Source organism: Peristeroidobacter soli (assembly GCF_004138485.1).
GTDB classification, from domain to species: Bacteria; Pseudomonadota; Gammaproteobacteria; order Steroidobacterales; family Steroidobacteraceae; genus Steroidobacter; species Steroidobacter soli.
In genome coordinates this window covers 112247-131122 of the sequence record NZ_RYEV01000012.1, presented here as the reverse complement: position 1 = coordinate 131122, position 18876 = coordinate 112247, and the positions used below count along the sequence as shown (strand labels likewise).

At 60.9% G+C, this 18876-nt stretch carries 15 protein-coding genes and 2 pseudogenes; 6 read left to right on the top strand and 11 right to left on the bottom strand.

Translation table 11 applies throughout. The features are described from left to right. Positions 1-107 precede the first annotated feature (107 nt). The 3 genes from EKO19_RS37770 to EKO19_RS37760 form a co-directional block, all read right to left on the bottom strand. The gene (locus tag EKO19_RS37770; protein ID WP_129782618.1) at positions 108-479 is read right to left on the bottom strand and encodes a VOC family protein; all 372 of its coding nucleotides are present in this window, start codon (positions 477-479) and stop codon (positions 108-110) included. A 73-nt stretch (positions 480-552) separates the two neighbouring features. Further along, on the bottom strand, positions 553-831 hold the full coding sequence (locus EKO19_RS37765; protein ID WP_129782617.1) for a hypothetical protein: 279 nt from the start codon (positions 829-831) through the stop codon (positions 553-555). Positions 832-1193: 362 nt separating this feature from the next. Further along, positions 1194-1724, bottom strand: coding sequence for a hypothetical protein (locus tag EKO19_RS37760; protein WP_129782616.1), 531 nt, complete (start codon positions 1722-1724; stop codon positions 1194-1196). 259 nt (positions 1725-1983) lie between these two features. On the opposite strand from EKO19_RS37760, the gene EKO19_RS37755 reads away from it, so the two are divergent. Together EKO19_RS37755 and EKO19_RS37750 are read left to right on the top strand one after the other, a co-directional pair. Further along, the gene (locus EKO19_RS37755; RefSeq protein ID WP_217705856.1) at positions 1984-2223 is read left to right on the top strand and encodes a DUF6717 family protein; all 240 of its coding nucleotides are present in this window, start codon (positions 1984-1986) and stop codon (positions 2221-2223) included. 50 nt (positions 2224-2273) lie between these two features. After that, positions 2274-2702, top strand: coding sequence for a hypothetical protein (locus tag EKO19_RS37750; RefSeq protein WP_129782615.1), 429 nt, complete (start codon positions 2274-2276; stop codon positions 2700-2702). A gap of 101 nt (positions 2703-2803) precedes the next feature. Here EKO19_RS37750 and EKO19_RS40150 read toward each other — a convergent pair whose 3' ends face one another. The 3 genes from EKO19_RS40150 to EKO19_RS37735 form a co-directional block, all read right to left on the bottom strand. Continuing rightward, a complete protein-coding gene (locus tag EKO19_RS40150) occupies positions 2804-3115 on the bottom strand; it encodes an energy transducer TonB (RefSeq protein WP_129782614.1) in 312 nt (103 codons plus the stop codon). Between the two features lie 235 nt (positions 3116-3350). Then, positions 3351-3989: a hypothetical protein gene (locus tag EKO19_RS37740; protein WP_129782613.1), complete on the bottom strand. Its 639-nt coding sequence runs from the start codon at positions 3987-3989 to the stop codon at positions 3351-3353. Positions 3990-4066: 77 nt separating this feature from the next. Further along, positions 4067-4591, bottom strand: coding sequence for a hypothetical protein (locus EKO19_RS37735; protein WP_129782612.1), 525 nt, complete (start codon positions 4589-4591; stop codon positions 4067-4069). Positions 4592-4793: 202 nt separating this feature from the next. Between EKO19_RS37735 and EKO19_RS40145 the strand changes: the two are divergent. Beyond that, positions 4794-5296, top strand: a pseudogene (locus EKO19_RS40145) (phage integrase N-terminal SAM-like domain-containing protein). 920 nt (positions 5297-6216) lie between these two features. After that, entirely contained in the window at positions 6217-6519 is a 303-nt protein-coding gene (locus tag EKO19_RS37725; protein WP_129782611.1) for a hypothetical protein, read from the top strand. Between the two features lie 146 nt (positions 6520-6665). On the opposite strand, the gene EKO19_RS37720 is transcribed toward EKO19_RS37725, so the two are convergent. Beyond that, positions 6666-8171: a DEAD/DEAH box helicase gene (locus EKO19_RS37720; RefSeq protein WP_129782610.1), complete on the bottom strand. Its 1506-nt coding sequence runs from the start codon at positions 8169-8171 to the stop codon at positions 6666-6668. Positions 8172-8519: 348 nt separating this feature from the next. Between EKO19_RS37720 and EKO19_RS37715 the strand changes: the two genes are divergently transcribed. Beyond that, positions 8520-10853 (top strand): acylase, encoded by a 2334-nt coding sequence (locus tag EKO19_RS37715; protein WP_129782609.1) that lies wholly within the window; start codon positions 8520-8522, stop codon positions 10851-10853. An 83-nt stretch (positions 10854-10936) separates the two neighbouring features. Here EKO19_RS37715 and EKO19_RS37710 read toward each other — a convergent pair whose 3' ends face one another. The 3 genes and pseudogenes from EKO19_RS37710 to EKO19_RS37700 form a co-directional block, all read right to left on the bottom strand. Continuing rightward, positions 10937-13030: a response regulator gene (locus tag EKO19_RS37710; protein WP_129782608.1), complete on the bottom strand. Its 2094-nt coding sequence runs from the start codon at positions 13028-13030 to the stop codon at positions 10937-10939. Further along, positions 13012-17217, bottom strand: a pseudogene (locus EKO19_RS37705) (response regulator); the annotation flags it as partial. The pseudogene EKO19_RS37705 and the gene EKO19_RS37710, both read right to left, overlap by 19 nt. Positions 17218-17491: 274 nt before the next feature. Next, on the bottom strand, positions 17492-17917 hold the full coding sequence (locus EKO19_RS37700) for a response regulator (protein WP_129782606.1): 426 nt from the start codon (positions 17915-17917) through the stop codon (positions 17492-17494). A 351-nt stretch (positions 17918-18268) separates the two neighbouring features. Between EKO19_RS37700 and EKO19_RS38550 the strand changes: the two genes are divergently transcribed. After that, positions 18269-18670 carry a response regulator gene (locus EKO19_RS38550; RefSeq protein ID WP_157995637.1) on the top strand — a complete coding sequence of 134 codons (402 nt, stop codon included), beginning with the start codon at positions 18269-18271 and terminating at the stop codon, positions 18668-18670. 9 nt (positions 18671-18679) lie between these two features. On the opposite strand, the gene EKO19_RS37690 is transcribed toward EKO19_RS38550, so the two are convergent. Continuing rightward, complete coding sequence (locus tag EKO19_RS37690) at positions 18680-18862, bottom strand: hypothetical protein (protein WP_129782604.1); 183 nt, start codon at positions 18860-18862, stop codon at positions 18680-18682. Between the last annotated feature and the right edge of the window lie 14 nt (positions 18863-18876).

Below are 18876 nucleotides of genomic sequence, written 5' to 3'. Positions count from 1 at the left end.
GGCGGCGCCTCGAAAAGCGCTCCGCCAGGTGGTCCCCAACCGAGGAAATCGGGTGGTCCCGAACTCAGGAAATCAGGTGGTCCCCAACCCAGGAAACTGGGTGGGTCTCAACGGAGGAAATCGTGCACGACGCTTTCGTAATATCCGTCGCCGGTGCGGCGCGGGCCGTCAAGGACCGACGCCCCTGCGTCCCTCAGCTTTTCGGTCAGTTCATCTACCGCAGCCTCCGAACCGAGCGAGAACGCGAGGTGTGTGAGCCCCATGAGTTGGGCCCCAGGCTCGTGCTCCACGGGCTGAAGTTGAGAAGTGGCCATGATCTCCAACCGTGCACCGGACTGGAAGGTCAAGAATCTTGATTTGAAGCCCTTGGCTTTGTTCTCGTACAGAGAACCGCCTGCCGCGCCAAACGCCCGGGCATAGAAGGAACACAGGTTGTCGAGGTCACGCGCCCACAGCGCGACGTGTTCAATGCGTGGCATGTCTCTGTAACCCTGGACCGATCTGAGCTATCCGCATGGTTGTTCCCTTGACACCGCCCGCTTGTCGGCCGCCTCACTTTCTTTCCAGCTGGGCAATCTCTTTCAAGACGGCGCTGCGATTCTTCCGGTCCAGCAGGAAGTGAGGAAGCCTGCTCGCCAGCGAGGAATTCCGGTTCGGCTCGCGGACTCGAATCGTAGCCTGCACGTAGTTTCTGATGAAGGAGAGATGCGCTGAGTTGTAGGCCCAGAATACCTTTCCCTTCACTTCGCCAACCAACCACAGCGGATACCCAAAATACGGATCACATGCGTCGACCTGCCCGCGTCGCGACCAAGTGATGGGCTCTCGCATTTCCGTGTTGCAGCCCGCACACCTGAGGCGCGCCAGGTGGGCGTGGGGTAAGCCGAAGTACTTTCTCTCGAGCCACCGTCCGCAGTATCGGCATCGGCGTTTAACGACGCCTACGGATGGGCCCTTGGGGTTCGCACGATTCCATTGCGCGCTGTAGCCACAGGAACTGCATGAAAGTGCCGCGTTCTTGGCTCGCCATCCATTGTCGTCACTGAAGACATACGCGCGACCCTTGCATCGAGGGCAGCACACAGCCACCTCGCGCTGAAAGTTAGCGTCGTACGCGCCGTTGTCATGGAACCTGATCATCTGGGCTAGTATCGCTGCGGCTCAATGAAGATGCGACGGACCGTGAATCGCGATCATCCTGGCAGCCTCGGTTGTTCCTGCAGGAACATCATCAGGTCGCGCACAGTCCTGACCTTACCGAAGTATGGGTTCTTTTCCGCCTCCGTCAGATCCCGGCGTGCGCGTTCGGCCATGTCGACCGCCAAAAGGTCGTCCAGGTCGTCGGGATCGATCCGCAGGTCTTCAATGAATCTGTCGCTGCTGCGGACCGGGAAGTCTGGCAGAAGCCGGGACAGATGCCCCTGAATCTCTTCGTAGGCGGCTCGAACGATCCAAGTATCCACTTCCCGGCAGTTCACTTCGCGAGCGAAGTGACATATTGACTCACCCGACCTCGCTGCAGCCAACGATTGTAGATGAGTGCGGTCGTTTCGATTGGAGACAATACTCCACCCGACGACGAGCGCGATGAATGCGACGCAGGCGAAAGGATACTGCCAGATCACGAACAGGACATACGCGCCAACTACCGCCAGTAGCATCCACCCCATGACCGGCGTTGGCTGTCGCTCGACCGGCGGCATGAAACGTGATGGTTTCTTCATGAGGCCTCTGGAGCCACGAACACTGGACGAACCTTGCGCTCGAAGTATCGCATGTCTGAAGGCGAGGCCCTGGCATTCGTGGAGCTTTGCACGCACGATACCTGTTACGAACCGAACCTGCGCCGGAAGGCGGCAAGCTTATGAACTCCATCATCGCGATTCATCCCTACATGACCCAGGGAGTCTGGGTGTTCGACGACGCCGCGGCGGGGCTGCGCGAGGAGCCTTTCATTTCCGGCGCGGACGTCATCATTGACGCATGGTCGCGGACATACCCAATGCGAGAGATGGATTCACTCTGCTCTTCTCCGGAGGCGCGTTTCCCGGTTATCAGCTCGAGCTGGAGTGGGTCCGGGCGGATATGAGCGGCAATTGGTATCGCAGCCAGGCGCTTGGCATGGAGGGTTGGCTGTGTCCCGCGCTGCTGAAGTATTTCGAGTCGCCGCCGGACAAGCTCTATGCCCAGTTCCGCGCTCGCGCGCCCGAACTCAAGCGTTAGCCGATGAAAGATTGGTGGCGAAAACTCGCGCTGCTGTATGCGCATTCGCAATGGCAGGTGCCGTGGCGTTGAGCTGGGCGATGACCCGGTCGGAATGCGTGAGCTTCGCTACCGGTGGAAGATGCCTGTTCAGGTCGCTGAACATCGAAGGTGGCATCATGGCGTGGTGGCTGGCACTTGCGGCAGCAACGCTGGCGTTATCGTTCCATAGCAGCGCGCGCAATGTCCTGGACGCTGGAGCAGGCATTCTTTCAGCGGCGGCGTGCGTGTTGACTGGAGCAGTAATCGCGTTGGCGTCTGCGCCTGCTGTGCTGTGGCTGCTCGACCTCGTGCTCAGAAGCTCCGGCGTACATCTTTTCTCTGGAGAACAAGGATGGGGCTGGTCGATTGTGTGGCTGTTCACGGCAGCGGCCGCCGGACTGCTCTCTTTGATATTCGTCTTCTGGCTCGCAATGACGAGCATGCTCAGGAGAGGCTGACCTGCAGAAACAGACGGTTCAGCAGAAACGTCGCCGGCCTTGGTGCCCCTAGCACGTTCGGCCGCTTCCTCCACCCGTCGCGCCCTGTGGAGTCCCAACTGTTAAATTCCGGGAAGAAAAGAAGAGGAGAGGTGGTGGTATGAAGCCCAACGACCGAACTGAGCCGCGCCGCTGCCGACGCTGAGTGAAGGTGCGTTTCTCGCCGGCGTCGGCTCCAGCGAATTGTTATGCGAGGTCGCAGCTTCGCCACTGAGCCTGTAGTCGATTGAGATCTCAGCGCGGCACGCCGCGATGGGTGACTCAAACACCCATTGTTGAGCGTCGTTGAGCGCTTGCTCATTTAGTTTGGGATTAGAAGACCTCACGAGTCGGACCGCCGAAACACGACCGGAGACGTCTATGGTGACCTCCACGACACGGTCCCGGTCGGTGGCGGGACCCTCCTATGATACTTATGGCCCGTTGAAACGATTTTCGGAGTCGGGTCACATATCGGCAAGCTGTCGGTCTTTCCGGTAGCCCCAAGGCATAGCGATACCTGGAAGCTCACCAAGAGCAGGAGTGCGACTGACGATCGAAAGCGCATAACGCTAGCGATGAGCCGCGAGCAAAAGCACCTCGCTTTTGCGAGTCGGAACCAGCGTGCTGTTAGAGATCAACCGCCTTGTACCGCGCATAAGACTCAAGATGCAGGGATCTGGATTCTGCGGAAACATGATGCCGCTCCAGAATTATTGAGGCCGACGATTCGATCGTTTCGAATGCGTGCGCAAAGAGGCGGTGCGACTGGAGCTGTGCCATCCAAGTGTAATCGCTATTGTCACGCTTCGTGCTCTGCAAAAGACCGGCGTCTCTCAAAGGCAGGAGATAAGCCGGCGTCCCATGAGTCGTCCCGGCTGGCATGTGTGCTGGATGAACGATTTCATTTCTTACCTCATACAACAGTGCAAGCTTTTCGCGCAGCAACTGTGGAACGGCATACTTTTCCGAAAATATCGAGAGCTCATTCGCGGCGCTCGCGAGCTTCTTCATCAGGTCGCGGCTTTCGCCAGCACCGTACATTCCCGAGTTAGCTTCAATGAGCAGAGCTCGCAGGGCAGAGCACAAAACGGGGATGCCGGCAAGTGGATAAATTGAGCAGTTTCCGTCGAGAGCTCTTGCGCAGGAAGAGGACTGCTCGAAAAGCAAATGTGCGAGGCGCACATAATCTTGAGAGGAACTGGCCCATGCCCCGCCTCTTGATTCCGTCAGCCGTCCGCTTCTGTCTTGTCGCCCCAGAGCTGCCATTGTTCTTTGATCTCTAACGCTCACGCCATGCCGCGAGCAACGGCTCTTCACCGTTGCGAGTCGGAACCAGCGTGCTGTTAGGCGCGCAACGTCCTATGGAACCACTCATACATAACTCCCATCGCCAGCTTCGCGTCCTCTTCAAGGATACTCCTGGGGTGTCGCTTTTCAGATAGGAATCGCTCGCCCAAAGCATGAGAGTGACCTGGTGCCTTGCGATGAGTAAATGGATTGCGTAGCTCACGGAGGCGGTCGGTGCGATCAAGCAGATCGTCTGGGAGGCTCAAGTGCTGCCGGGCTGATTTGATCATGAGTTCGAATGTTCGCCGTTCTTGCGCAGTCGTCACACGCTCAAGTTCTTCGCTCAGCGTCTGCTCGACGAACGATGTGGCAAGCAAGATAGCACCAATGAAGTGGCCACTAATGAAGCAATCTCTCGCCTCCTCCTTCATATGCAGGACAGTCATATCACCCATAACGGCCACCGGCTCTCCGATATGTTGAGACAGCCACTCGATTCGTTCTACCCGCTTCGCGCGCGTTTGCTCATCGTAGCAGGCGAGCGCAACAAGCAGTTTGGACTGCGATTCCGTATCTTCCATGGGATGCCTAACTATTATGTAGACGACCTGACTGACGCGATATATCACATCTGCACCGATCTCTCTCCACCGATTACCCCCGATATTCATCAGATTGCGCCCGATTTATAGCTCCCGTGCTCCGCAGAATAGACGGCATCAGGATCGGTGAGTTCGGCGATGCCGATTCCCATCCATCCAGCCGGAATTTCTGGAGGGCATCTTGTCGCAACCATCGCCGAGTACCTCGTCGCCTCGATTGCTGGACCAAGTCAGGGAGATCATTCGGATCAAACATTACAGCTTACGCACGGAACAAGCCTACATGCAGTGGGTCAGGAGGTACATTCTGTATCGGTGGGCGCGACAGAGGTGAGTGCATTCCTGAGTTCTCTTGCGATCACGGCGAAGATATCGGCCTCCACCGAAAACCAGGCGCTGAATGCCATCCTGTTCCTGTATCGGGATGTACTCAAGATAACGCTTCCCTGGCTGGAGAATGTCCATCGCGCGAAGCGCCCGAAGCATCTACCAGTCGTGCTCACGCGCGAGGATGTCAAGCGAACTCTCGCAGGTAAGCCCGCTAGACAATATCTGAGACAACGGTGCGGTGGGCCTGCAAAGAACAGTCCGACGCCGATAGGCGGCTCCAATCCAGCGGCTGCCTATCATGGCTCGATATCGGAGCAGAAGCGCGCTACAAGTCGGGGGAAAAAGTTGAGATAGGTGGATGCAGCGCTACGCCAGCCGGGTTGGATTACGTCACTTAGGTCGTCTACATTATAGTTAGACGGCATTCGAGGTTCGCACGTGAACGCAAACGCACCGGTCGATCCAAACCTCGTTGGCACGATGCTCGAGGGTGTAGCTCGTGCCCAGGATCTAACGAATTATGGGCGCATTGCCGAACGATTCGGCCTGCCTCCGTTTGATGGCATTTGGGCGGCGCACCCGCTCGCCGGCATCTTTGAGGTGCTCGATCAACAAGACACAGCAGCGCAAAGGCCGTTTCGCACGGCAGTCGTTGTCGCGGTTGAAACGAATCGACCTGGCCCCGGTTTCTTTGAGGCTCTGCAGCGGCTTCGAAATGTTCAAGATCCCAGGACGCCCAATGCACGTGATGCACTTTGGGCTCGCGAACTCGAGGCGGCGCACGCATACGCATGGCCTCGATGAGCGGTTACCGCAATGCCGTCTAACATCGGCAACCACTCATGAGCATCCCGAACAAGATCCCGGTCCGTCACATCGTTCATGTGCTCGTTGTTCTCGTGCTTCTCGTCATGATCGTAAATCCCGAGCTTCGGGTCCTAGTGCTGTTCGCGGACTTTCTCGGTTTCGAGCTGGTAGTTCTGTTGCTAACGCTGCAGCTTCGATCAATCTCCAGCCTCTTTGTGCCCTTTGCGCGGACACTGAGGACGCACTCCTGCAGGACCGTGTCCCAAGTGGGGTCGCTGGCGCTGCGTGGCTACCAGATGGCGCTAATGTTCCGTCGGTTCGATAGGCTGATGTGCCCCCTGTTGATAGTTACATCGTATGGACTGCGCTGTCGTATCGCGATTCGAGCAGCCTAACAAGCCGCTGGTTCCGACTCGCACCGGCGAAGCGCCGTTGCTCGCGGCACAGCGGCAGCGTTAGGTTTCAGAATGGATCGCGAAGGGTTTTGGCTGGAAGCGAAGCGACGGCGCAATCACGTACTGCTGTGGATTCCGGCGTGGCTCGTTGTGGGACTTGTGCTGGTCGCTCTCTTTAAAGCGATTCTGCCCTCTGACAAATTATCGCTGGCCCCAATGCTTGCGCTCGCTGTGTGGTTCGGCATCTTCATGTATCTGCGCGAACGAATCGTGTCGATGAGGTGCTACCGATGCGGAGAACGGGCCTTCGCGCAGATCTGGTTTCCTCTCAACGTTTCCAAGTGCAAGCACTGTGGTGCAGCGAATGAAACCTAACCGGCATGCAGCCTGCTGCCCAACACCGCTGCAGCCGATCACCCGAAGACGGGTGCCGGCTGAGCGGCATCGTTCGGCCGCAGGAGCGGCCGTCGGAGTGTCTAGCGCATGTCGCGAGTGTGGAGCAGCGATCCCCGTTGGCGGGACTAAACCGTTCGATTTCCGCCGCGATGTCCACGCGACGAGCTGCGCTGCTGATTCGCGCGACCTTGGCCGTGACCGCCGCCCTGTCCTTGCCCGTGACCATGCGACCGCTGCGGTCGCTGACCCTGCGCGTGACGCGGCTGGCCCTGAGACTGAGGTGATTGCTGACCTTGCGGCTGACCGCCACCACCGCCGCGGCGTTTGCGACGACGGCCGCCACCTTCACCGGCGGGGCGCGAGGCACCGCTGTGCCGTTGTTGAGAGGGTCGGCCCTGCTGACCTTGCGGTCGGCCTTGCTGGGCTTGAGACCGAGCCAGCTCGGATTGCGACTGACGCGGCTGTGACGATCGTTCCTGTGATTCCTCGCCACGCACCGGCGGCGGGGCTGGCTTGAAATGCGGCACATCCGCCTTCGGCACCGGCTTGCGCAGCAGACGTTCGATGTCCTTCAGCAATCCCGACTCATCGGAAGAAACCAGCGACACCGCCAATCCCGTCGCACCCGCGCGGCCCGTGCGGCCGATTCGGTGCACGTAGTCTTCGGGCACATTGGGCAGCTCGTAATTCACGACATGCGGCAGCTCTTTGATATCCAGACCGCGTGACGCCACTTCGGTGGCGACCAGCGCACGAATGCGAAAGTTCTTGAAGTCCGAAAGCGCGGCCGTGCGGGCGTTCTGGCTCTTGTTGCCGTGAATCGCCGCGGCCTCGATGCCGTCCTGTTCCAACTGCTTGGCCAGGCGGTTCGCGCCGTGTTTGGTACGCGTGAACACCAGCACCTGCTGCCAATCGCCGTCTTGGATCAGATGCGACAGCAACGCGCGCTTCTGCTCCTTACCGGTGAAATACGCCCGCTGCTCGACCGTATCGACGGCGGCATTGCGCTTGGCGACTTCGATCTCCACCGGGTTGTGCAGCAGGCCCTGGGCGAGTTTTCGAATGTCATCCGAATAGGTCGCGGAGAACAGCAGGTTCTGCCGCTGTTTCGGCAGCAGCTTGATGACCCGACGGATGTCGGCGATGAAGCCCATGTCGAGCATACGATCGGCTTCATCGAGCACGAAGATTTCGATGCGCGACAAATCGACGGTCCGCTGTTGAACGTGATCCAGCAACCGGCCCGGCGTCGCGACCAGGATCTCGGCGCCACGACGCAGATTTTCGATCTGCGGATTGATGCTCACGCCGCCAAAGATCACCAGGCTGCGATGACGCAGATACTTGCCGTAGCTCTGGATGCTTTCGTTCACCTGCGACGCGAGCTCACGCGTCGGCACGAGGATCAGCACACGGGGCGCTTTCGAAGCAGCACCGTCTTGCAGACGTTGCAATAATGGCAGCGTGAAACCGGCGGTCTTGCCGGTGCCGGTCTGGGCACCCGCGAGCACATCATGGCCGGCGAGAATTTCAGGAATCACTCGCGCTTGCACGGGAGTGGGCGCGGTGTAGCCACGATCGGCGAGCGCGCGCGTCAGTTCGGGGATGAGCCCGAGAGCAGCAAAAGGCATGGAAACAAACCCTCAACCAGCCTGCAGAAACTTGCGTTTCGGATCCAGTGAGGCGGGAGATAAATCGAGGCGGGCCCAGAATTAACGATGCGGGGCCGACGAACCCGAGGGGTGAAGCCGACCGGATGGCGGCTGAGAAGTTACGCACTCTACCTGGATCGGGCCGGTTTGACGAGCTTCAATTCCGCAGAGTGGCGCTTTGGGCCGGATATTTGGCCGGATTGTCCGACATCAAGAGGGGTGCCGGGCCCGAATTGCGACGTTCGCCCGTCTTGAACGCGAAGGCGCGGCAGCCTGTCGCGCTGTAACTTTGCGCTATCGATCCGCGACTCTGGAGACAAAACGAGTATGACTTCGCGAAGCCATCGAACCCTTCGAAGCACGACGCTGCTGCTGGCGTGTGCCGCAATCACCGTCGGCTGCAGTAAACCGCCCTCGAACGAGGCGGCGAGCAAGGAGCGCTACAACGCGACCGTGCGCTGGACCGCTCACGGCGTGCCGCACGTCAAAGCCAACGATTGGGCGGGTCTCGGATATGGTCTCGCCTACGCCGTCGCCACCGATTCGGTGTGCACGCTGGCTCGCGAGTTCGTCACCGTGCGGGGCGAACAGGCCAAGTTCTTCGGCCCCGAGGAAGGTCGGCTCGAAAGCGATGTCTTCCACAAGTCGGTGATCACCAATGAGTCACTCGCGCACGCCAGTAGCCGCACGCCGCCCGAAATTGTCGAGATGACCAAGGGCTACATCGCCGGCTACAACCGCTATCTCGCGGACCATACCGGTGAGCAACTTCCGGCGAGCTGTCGCAATCAACCGTGGGTGCGCCCGATCGATGCCGTGGATATGGCGCGCGTCGGCATCGGTGTCGGCATTCGTTATGGCGTAGGCCGTTCGCCGGCCGCGATCGCCAACGCCGCGCCTCCGAGCAAGGATGAAAAGACGTCCCGAGTGGCGCCACCCGCGCCGGAAGACGCGACGATGATGGGTTCGAATGCCATCGCGCTCGGCAAGGCCGCCACGACAAACGGTCGCGGCATGGTGTTGGGCAATCCACACTATCCCTGGTGGGGCTCGAGTCGCTTCCACATGGCGCATCTCACGATTCCGGATCAAGTCGATGTGATGGGCGTGGGCCTGATTTCCACGCCGTTCATCAGCATCGGTTTCAATCACGACATCGCGTGGTCGCACACGGTATCGAGCAGCCTGCGTTCCACGCTGTATGAATTGACGCTCGATCCGAACGATCCGCTGTCGTATCGCTACGGCAACGAGACTCGCAAGCTCACCGCGCACACAGTGAGCGTCGAAGTGCGCCAGCCCGACGGCACACTGAAGACCGAGGAGCGCACGACGTATTTCAGTCATTTCGGCCCGATCATCGAGGACAAGGATCTGCCGTGGACCCGCGAGCGGGCCTACGCGGTTCGCGATTCCAACCTCGATAACAATCGCGCGACCGAGCAGTATCTGAAGTTCGCTCGCGCCAAGAACGTCGACGACATCCTCACATCGCTGCAAACGTCGCAAGGCACGGCCTGGGTGAACACCATCGCCGCCGATCGCGATGGCAAGGCGTTGTATGCCGACATGTCGGTGGTGCCGAACGTCGATGCAGCGCTGATCAAGACCTGCGCCGGTGAACGAGAAGGACGCTGGGGCGCGTGGCGAGTCGTAGTGCTGCGGGGTGCACCGGAATGCGAATGGCGCATCGACGAACGCGCTCAGCAGCCGGGCATTCTGCCGCCGCAACAGATGCCGCATCTGATCCGTGACGACTACGTCACCAACTCCAACGACAGTTACTGGCTGTCGAATCCCGCGCAGCCGCTGGAGGGCTTCTCGCCCATCATCGGCGCCGAGAGCACCGAGCGCTCGTTGCGCACCCGTGCCGGCTTGGTCATGGTCAATGAAGTGTTGAACGCCAAGGAACGCAATCGCTTCGACGCGCAGCGTCTGCAGGACCTGCTCTTCAATCATCGCAGCTACGGCGCCGAGCTCGTGCTCGATGAAGTGCTGGCGATCTGCAAGCGCGAGCCGAAGACGGTGAAGCTGGAAAAGAACAGCGTGGACGTGACCAAGTCGTGCGAAGTGCTGGCCGGCTGGGATCGCAGGCACGATGTCACGAGCCGTGGCGCGCACATCTGGACCGAAGCGCTGCCGCTGATCACCGCGATTCCGGATTTGTGGCAAGTGCCGTTCGATGCCAAGGACGCGGTGAACACGCCGCGCCAGATCAAGGTCGGCGACGCCAGGATTCGCAAGGCGGTCATGCAGGCGCTCGCGACCGCGACCCAGAAACTCACCGACGCGCAAATTCCTTTGGATGCGCTGTGGGGCGATGTGCAATTCACCGAACGCAATGGTGAGAGGATCGGCCTGCCGGGCGGCACGCACGGCGCCGGCGTATTCAGCGTCCTGGTCGGCAAGCTCACCCCGGGCAAAGGCTATTCGCCCATCGTCACCGGCAACAGCTGGATGCAAGTGGTGACCTGGACCGATACGGGCGAGGTGAACGCGCACGGCATCCTGTCGTACTCGCAATCGGAAGAAGAGGATTCGCCGTACTCGGCGGACCAGACGAAGTTGTATTCGAAGAGTCAGTGGCTGAAGTTGCCGTTCACTGAAGCTGAGATCACAGCGGACAAGGAGCTGCGAACCTTGGAGCTGAAAGGGAACTAAGAGGCCTTGATGGCCTGCGTCGCCGGGAGTGCTCTATCGCCTCCCGGCGACGCCAGGAACGGCGAAGCGGCGCGAAGTAAATCTCACGCCCTGGCGCGAACAGGCAAGAGCCCGCGCAGCTTGCTACGCAAATCCGCTTCGCGATACGGCTTGGCGAGCATGTCGGCGCCCTTCTCGGGTGCCGCGTATGAAGCCGAGTATCCGGTGGCATAGAGGACAGGCAGTTGAGGACGCCGCTCGCGAGCCAGGCGGCCGAGCTCGAATCCATTCATTCCGCCGGGCATGACGATGTCGGTGAACAACAAATCAATGGTCGATTCTCGATCGACGATGTCCAGTGCGCGGGCACCGTTGTCCGCCTCGATGACGTTGAACTGCAGTTCCTTCAGCATCGCTGCCGTCACAGCGCGAACGCCCGCGTCGTCTTCGACCAGCAGGATGGTTCGATCCTGACCCGATAGCGACAAGTCTTCGCCGCTCGCCGAAGTGATGCTCGGTGCCGCATCGGTGCGCGGCAGATAGATTCTCACGCTGGTGCCGCGACCTGGCGTGCTGATGATCTTCACGTGGCCGCCCGATTGTTTGACGAAACCGTACACCATGCTGAGGCCGAGGCCCGTGCCGTGCCCCATGCGCTTCGTGGTGAAGAACGGCTCGAGCGCGCGCTCCAACACATCGGGCGTCATGCCAGCGCCCGTGTCAGTCACCGATAGCAACACGAACTCGCCCTCCGGCAAATCCGCATCGCGTTCATTTCGACCGATGTTGCGCGTTTCGATGGTCAGCGTGCCGCCCTCATGCATGGCGTCCCGGGCATTGACCGCCAGATTGATGAGCGACGACTCGACCTGCGCCGGATCGGCCAGCACGTTCCACAACTCTTCCTGGACCAGCACATCGATCTGGACACGCTCACCCAAGGTCCGGCCCAACAGTTTGGTGATATTCCGGCTGACCTCGCCCAGATTCACCGCGCTCGGCTGTAACGGCTGACGACGTGCGAATGCCAGCATGCGACGCGTCAACTCGGCACAGCTGAGTGCGCCGGTAAGCGCCATCTGCGCGCGATCGAAATTGCGTCCCGTGCCTTTCAGTGCCCGGGCCAGCGAATCGAGGTTGCCGATCACGACGGTGAGCATGTTGTTGAAGTCGTGCGCGATGCCGCCGGTGAGCTGGCCAACGGCTTCCATCTTCTGCGACTGGATGAGCTGTTGCTCGACGCTGCGGCGATCGGTGATATCCAGGCAGCTGCCGAAGATCTCAAACGGCCGGCCGTCCTGGCGGATCAACACCGCACGGTCCAGGAACCAGCGATGCGAGCCGTCGGCGCAGACCCAGCGGTATTCGGTCGACATGCCGCCGAGGGTCGGGATCGACTCGACTTCGTTCAACACCCGCTCGCGATCGTCGGGATGAATGTTGTCGACCCACAGTTGCGGGTAGTCGATGAACAGACCGGGCGAGAACCCGATCGAATCGGCGATGACGTCGCTGATGAAACGCGGGCCGGCGAATTTCGAGTCGATCGCCGCGCTGTACAGCGCGATGGGCAGCGAGCGGACGATGGCGGCTTGCCGTTCCTCGACCTGCCGCAACTGTCGCTCGGCTTCGAGCTTCTCCTGACGGATGCGCAGGTTCTCTTCCTGTAGGAAACGTTCGAGCGCGACCTTGCGCTCGACTTCCGCGCTCTTGCGATACAGATCGACGAGCACCGCGACCTTGGAGCGCAGGATCACCGGATCCACGGGCTTGAACACATAGTCGACGGCGCCCATCGAATAGGCCCGCGCGATGTGCTCGTCGTCGCGATCGATGGCGCTGACGAAAATGATGGGAATGTGGCGCGAGCGTTCGCGACGACGGATCAGCTCGGCGGTGGTGTAACCGTCGAGGCCCGGCATGTTGGCGTCGAGCAGGATGAGCGCACATTCCTCGCGAAGCAAAAAACGTAACGCGTCCTCGCCGGAGGCCGCCTCGACGACGGTTTCCTCCAGCTCGGCCAGCACCTGCGCCAGCGCGAACCGATTGTTGGGCTCGTCATCGACGATGAGAATGGTCGCGCGCATCGGCAGCGCCGGCAAAGTGCCAGTAGCGTCCACCGCCGGCACCTCTTCGTCGGTGTCAGCGATCCGCGGGCCCAGGGCCTGCATGCCTTTGTTCAAACCCGCCGCAGCCACACGCGCATCATCGACACCAGTTGATCGACATCAACCGGCTTGGAAATGTACTCGGAGGCGCCGGCCTCGATGCATTTCTCGCGATCGCCCTTCATGGCCTTGGCAGTGATCGCGATCATCGGCAGCTTGCGGAAACGTTCGTTGCGTCGGATCTGTCGCATGGTTTCGTAACCGTCCATGTCCGGCATCATCACATCCATCAGCACCATGTCGATGCTGGGCGTTTCGTTCAACATGGCAATGCCATCCCGGCCGCTCTCGGCGTGCAGCACTTCGATGTCGTGCTGTTCGAGCACGCCGGTCAGCGAAAAGATATTGCGGATATCGTCGTCGACGATCAGCACTTTGCGTCCCGCCAGGCCGGGCTCGCGACGGCGCGCTTTCTCGATGATCTGGCGTCGATCCTCGGGCATGCGCTCGATGAAGCGATGCAGGAACAGCGCGGTCTCGTCGAACAGCTGCTCATGCGACTCCGGCCCTTTCAGAATGAACGACTCGACCAGATTGCGCAGCTTGGCCTCGTCGGCCGGATTCAAATCCTTGGCGGTGTGAATGATCACGGGCAGGCGCCGCGAGGTGTCGCGACGAATGGTTTCGATCAACTGCACCCCGTCCATATCCGGCAACACCAGATCCAGCACGACGCAGTCCCACTGCCTGGTCTTCAGTGCTTCCAGGGCTTCGCGACCGGTCGTGACCCGCGTGAGATGCACATCGCCATTGCCGATGACTCTCTTGATTTCGCCACTCTGCAAGTCGTCGTCCTCGACCAGCAGCAATTCTTTCACTTTGCGCGCAATGAACTCTTCGGTGCGAGCCAGCGCCTGTTGCAGAGTCGCGTGATCCACCGGCTTTTCCAACACCGAGAACGCCCCCATCTGCAGACCACGCTCGCGTGGGTCGTCCACGGAGATGATGTGAATGGGGATGTGCCGCGTCTCGGCGCTGCGCTTGAGAATATCGAGCAGCCGCCAGCCATCCATGTCCGGCAAGTTGATGTCCAGCGTGATGACGGACGGATTGAACCGTCGCACCAGCGGCAACGCGCCACTGCCCGTGGCGGACACGACCGCCTTGAAGCCGCGATCGTGCGCGAGGTCGAGCAGAATGCGGCCAAACTTCGCATCGTCCTCGATGATCAGCAGCACGCGGTCGCCGGGCTGGATATTCTGTCGATCGTCGGTGAGCTCGGACGCCACCAGCAGCGGCGTCGACTCGCGACTCACGACGATTTGTGACGGCTGAGGCGCCGTCGTGTGCGAGACCGTCGCCTTCGTGAAGTCATGCGTCATCGGCAAGTACAGCGTGAACGTGCTGCCGACGCCCGGCTTGCTCTCCACCATGATCTCGCCACCCAACAGTCGGCAGATTTCACGGCTGATCGACAGACCGAGGCCCGTGCCGCCGTACTTGCGACTGGTCGTGCCGTCGGCCTGCTGGAACGCTTCGAAGATCACGCGCAGCTTATCGGCCGCGATACCGATGCCGGTGTCATGGACGGAGTACGCAACCACGGACGACGCTGAATTGAGCGATTGATTGGCGGGATTCCAGCCGTTGCTGGCGCGATAGATGGACAGCTCGACGCCGCCGTCGTGCGTGAACTTGAACGCGTTCGACAGCAGGTTCTTCAGGATCTGCTGCAGGCGTTTCTCGTCGGTGATCATGGTCCGCGGCAACGACGGATCCAGCTCGATCTTGAGCTGCAGTTTCCGGTCGCTGGCCACCTGCTCGAAGCTGCGCTGCAGGTTGTCGACCACTTCGCCGAAGTGCACGGTGCTCACGTCGAGCGTGACCGTGCCGGACTCGATCTTCGACAGGTCGAGAATGTCATTGATCAGCGCCAGCAGCTCGGTGCCGGCGCGATTGATGGTCTGCGCGAACTCGATCTGCTTGCCGGTGAGGTTCGAGTCGGCGTTGTCGGCGAGCAGCTTGGAAAGAATCAGCAAGCTGTTGAGCGGCGTGCGCAGCTCGTGCGACATGTTCGCCAGGAACTCGGACTTGTACTTGGAGGTGAGCGCCAGCTGCTCGGCTTTTTCCTCGAGCATCTCCTTGGCGCGCTCCACCTCCTGATTCTTGGCTTCCACCTGCTTGTTCTGCCACGACAGCAGATTGGCCTTTTCGACCAGTTCCTCGTTCTTGCCGCGCAACTCTTCCTGCTGGGAGCGCAGCAGGTCTTCGGAACGTTGCAGGGTGGTCGCCTGCTGCTCCAGACGATCGTTGGTCTTCTTCAACTCTTCCTGCTGGCTCTGCAGCTCGCCGGTCAGCAGTTGCGACTGGGCGAGCAGCGCCTCGGTCTGCATGTTCGCGGCCAGCGTGTTGAGCACGATGCCGATACTTTCCATCAGCTGATCGAGGAACAGGGTATGAATGGTGCTGAAGCGCTCGAACGAGCCGAGCTCCAGCACCGCTTTGACTTCGCCTTCGAACAGCGCGGGCAACACGATCACGGTCGACGGCTTCGCCTCGCCCAGACCCGAGGTCACTCGCATGTAGTCGTGAGGCGCGTCGGTCAACAGCATCGAGCGCTTCTCGATGGCGCACTGACCGATGAGGCCGTCGCCCAACCCGAGTCGCTGCGGCGGCCGGCGACGGCTCGGCGCGGCGTAACTCGCCACCAGTTCCAGAATGTTTTCGCCACCGTCCTGGCGAGTGAGATAGAACAGCGCCTGCTGCGCGTTCACCAGCGGCACCAACTGGGACAGGATCAGATTCGACACGTGACGGATATCGCGCTGGCCCTGCAGCAGTCGATTGAAGCGCGCGATGTTGGTCTTCAGCCAGTCCTGCTCGTTGTTCTTCTGGGTCGTGTCCTTGAGGTTGCGAATCATCTCATTGATGTTGTCCTTGAGCGCGGCCACTTCGCCCGAGGCTTCCACCGTGATGAATCGTGTGAGATCGCCCTTGGTCACGGCGGTCGCGACTTCGGCGATGGCGCGCACCTGCGTCGTGAGGTTCGCGGCGAGCTGATTCACGTTGTCCGTGAGGTCGCGCCACAAGCCCGCGGCGCCCGGCACGCTCGCCTGACCGCCGAGCTTGCCTTCGGTGCCCACTTCGCGCGCCACGTTGGTCACCTGGTCGGCGAACGTGGCCAGCGTGTCGATCATGCCGTTGATGGTGTTGGCGAGCGCGGCGATCTCGCCTTTCGCTTCCACGACCAGCTTGCGTTTGAGGTCGCCGTCGGCCACCGAAGTCACGACTTCGGCGATGTTTCGAACCTGGCCGGTCAGGTTCGCGGCCATGTGGTTCACGTTGTCGGTGAGGTCCTTCCAGGTACCGGCGACGCCTTCCACTTTCGCCTGGCCGCCGAGCTTGCCTTCGGTACCCACCTCGCGCGCCACGCGCGTCACTTCGGAGGCGAACGAATTGAGCTGGTCCACCATCGTGTTGACGGTGCTCTTGAGCTCCAGAATTTCGCCGCGCGCGTCCACGGTGATTTTCTTGGACAGATTGCCGCTCGCCACCGCGGTGGTGACTTCAGCGATGTTTCGCACCTGGCCGGTGAGGTTCGCGGCCATGTGATTCACGTTGTCGGTGAGGTCCTTCCAGGTACCGGCGACGCCTTCCACTTTCGCCTGGCCGCCGAGCTTGCCTTCGGTACCCACCTCGCGCGCCACGCGCGTCACTTCGGAGGCGAAGGAGTTGAGCTGGTCGACCATCGTGTTGACGGTGTTCTTCAGCTCCAGCATTTCGCCCTTCACGTCCACCGTGATTTTCTTGGACAGATTGCCGCTCGCCACCGCGGTGGTGACTTCAGCGATGTTTCGCACTTGGCCGGTGAGGTTCGCGGCCATGTGATTCACGGAATCGGTGAGATCCTTCCAGGTACCGGCGACGCCCTTCACGTGCGCCTGACCGCCGAGCTTGCCGTCGGTGCCGACTTCACGCGCCACGCGCGTCACTTCCGACGCGAACGATGCGAGCTGATCCACCATCGTGTTCACGACGGTACTGATGCGCAGGTATTCGCCGCGCATCGGCCGGCCGTCGACTTCGAGATTCATGGATTGCGACAGGTTGCCGTTGGCAACCGCGCCGATCACGCGTGCCACCTCAGACACCGGATACGCCATCTCGCCGACGAGGCCGTTCACCGAGTCGATACACTGGGACCAGCTGCCGCTGGCGGTGTTGAGGCGGGCGCGCTCGGAGATGCGGCCCTCGCGCCCGATCATTTCGCGCAGGCGCGCGAACTCGCGGGTCATGGAGTCGTTGAGCTCGACCACGTCGTTGAAGGCCGTGGCGATTTCGCCATCGATGCCCGCCAGGTCCATCGGCATGCGCACCGAAAAGTCGCCGCGCTTCAGCAAGCGCAGGGCTTTGAGGATGTCGCCACGTTCCAGTGACGATGTCGTATCGATTACAGCTTGGGCCATTGCTCACCCGTCGATGGTCCAGGGCGGGAGCGGGCTGTTCCCGCGGGATTCGCTCAGCCGCGCGCCTGCTGGCGCAGCCTTCCGATCAGATCTGTAGCGGTAGCTGCGCCACCGCCGCGATCAATGCTCGCTCCACATCCGCTTCGGTATAGGGCTTCGCGAGGAAGCCGAGAGGTTGGGCATCCTTGACCCGTTCACCCAGGGAGGCCAATGGGGCTCCCGTCATCAGCAGGGCGGGAATTCCATGACGGGCGCGCAGGGCAACGGCTGCATCGATGCCGTCACCACCGTCGCCGGCCAAGCCGACATCCACGATGGCCAAGTCCGTTGGCGTGCCTGCGGCAAAAGCCAGGGCAGTTCTCAAAGAAGGGGCGATACCGCTGACTTCATGGCCCAGGTCCCGCAGTACGCCCTGCAGGAACAGACTGACCAGCGATTCGTCCTCGACGATCAATACGCGCAATGCGCGCGCGGTGTCGGGCGTTGCGGGGGGATCGGAATTCATTTGCATGCGATGAGCTCGTCCACCGCGCCGCTACTCCGGAATAGTGTTGCGCCAAAGCGGGCCGTCGGCAGGCGGCCACGCCTGTACTGCACCCGAACTCGCGGCACCTTGAGAATATGTCGTTGTTTCGAGTCAGATCGCGGCGCAGACCAACCAATGCGCCGCTCTTGTAGAAAGTTCCGCGTCGCCGCGTCACAAGCTGCCATTTTGTCCTTGAAAAACTTACCTAAGGTGCGTTATGACGTACTTTTCCCAAGTTTTACCGTACGTTATACGCACGACCCAGGGACTGCAGTACACTCCGCCGCGCAACGCTCAAGGTCGCCATGGCGGCAACCAGTAACAACCAACACCCCCATGACAGATCAGCAATCGGGACCAGCGCGGGTACTCATCGTCGAAGACGAAATGCTCGTCCGCATGTTTGCCGTGGATGCCCTCGAAGATGCCGGCTTTCACGTGTTGCAGGCAGGCGACGCCGCGGAAGCGAGTTCGGCTCTGACCGGCGCGCTGGATATCTCGGCGGTCATCGTGGACATGGGTCTGCCCGACCGCCCCGGCGACCAGCTCGCCGCCGAGATGCGCGCCAAGCTACACAACCTGCCTATCCTGATCGCCAGCGGCCGCAGTGAGCGCGAGCTCAAAGACAAGTTCGCCGCGGATCAGCGCATCGGGGTTCTGGTGAAGCCCTACACCGCGTCCATGTTGATCGGCGCGCTCGCCTCGCTCGGCGTACCCGCGCCGTCACCTCAGGACTGACCGCCAGCGTCAATGACTCCGGCTCCACTCGTCGGGCCGGTTCTGTTCCTTCACCCGCTGCGGATCGGCCGCCTCGCCCTTGCGATAGCCGGGTTCGAACTTCCGTTTACGGAACACGAAAATGGTCAGCGCGATCGCCAGCGCAAGCAATATCACCATGGCGACCAGATGCTGTTGGAAAAACTCCTGCATGACGCAACCCTCCG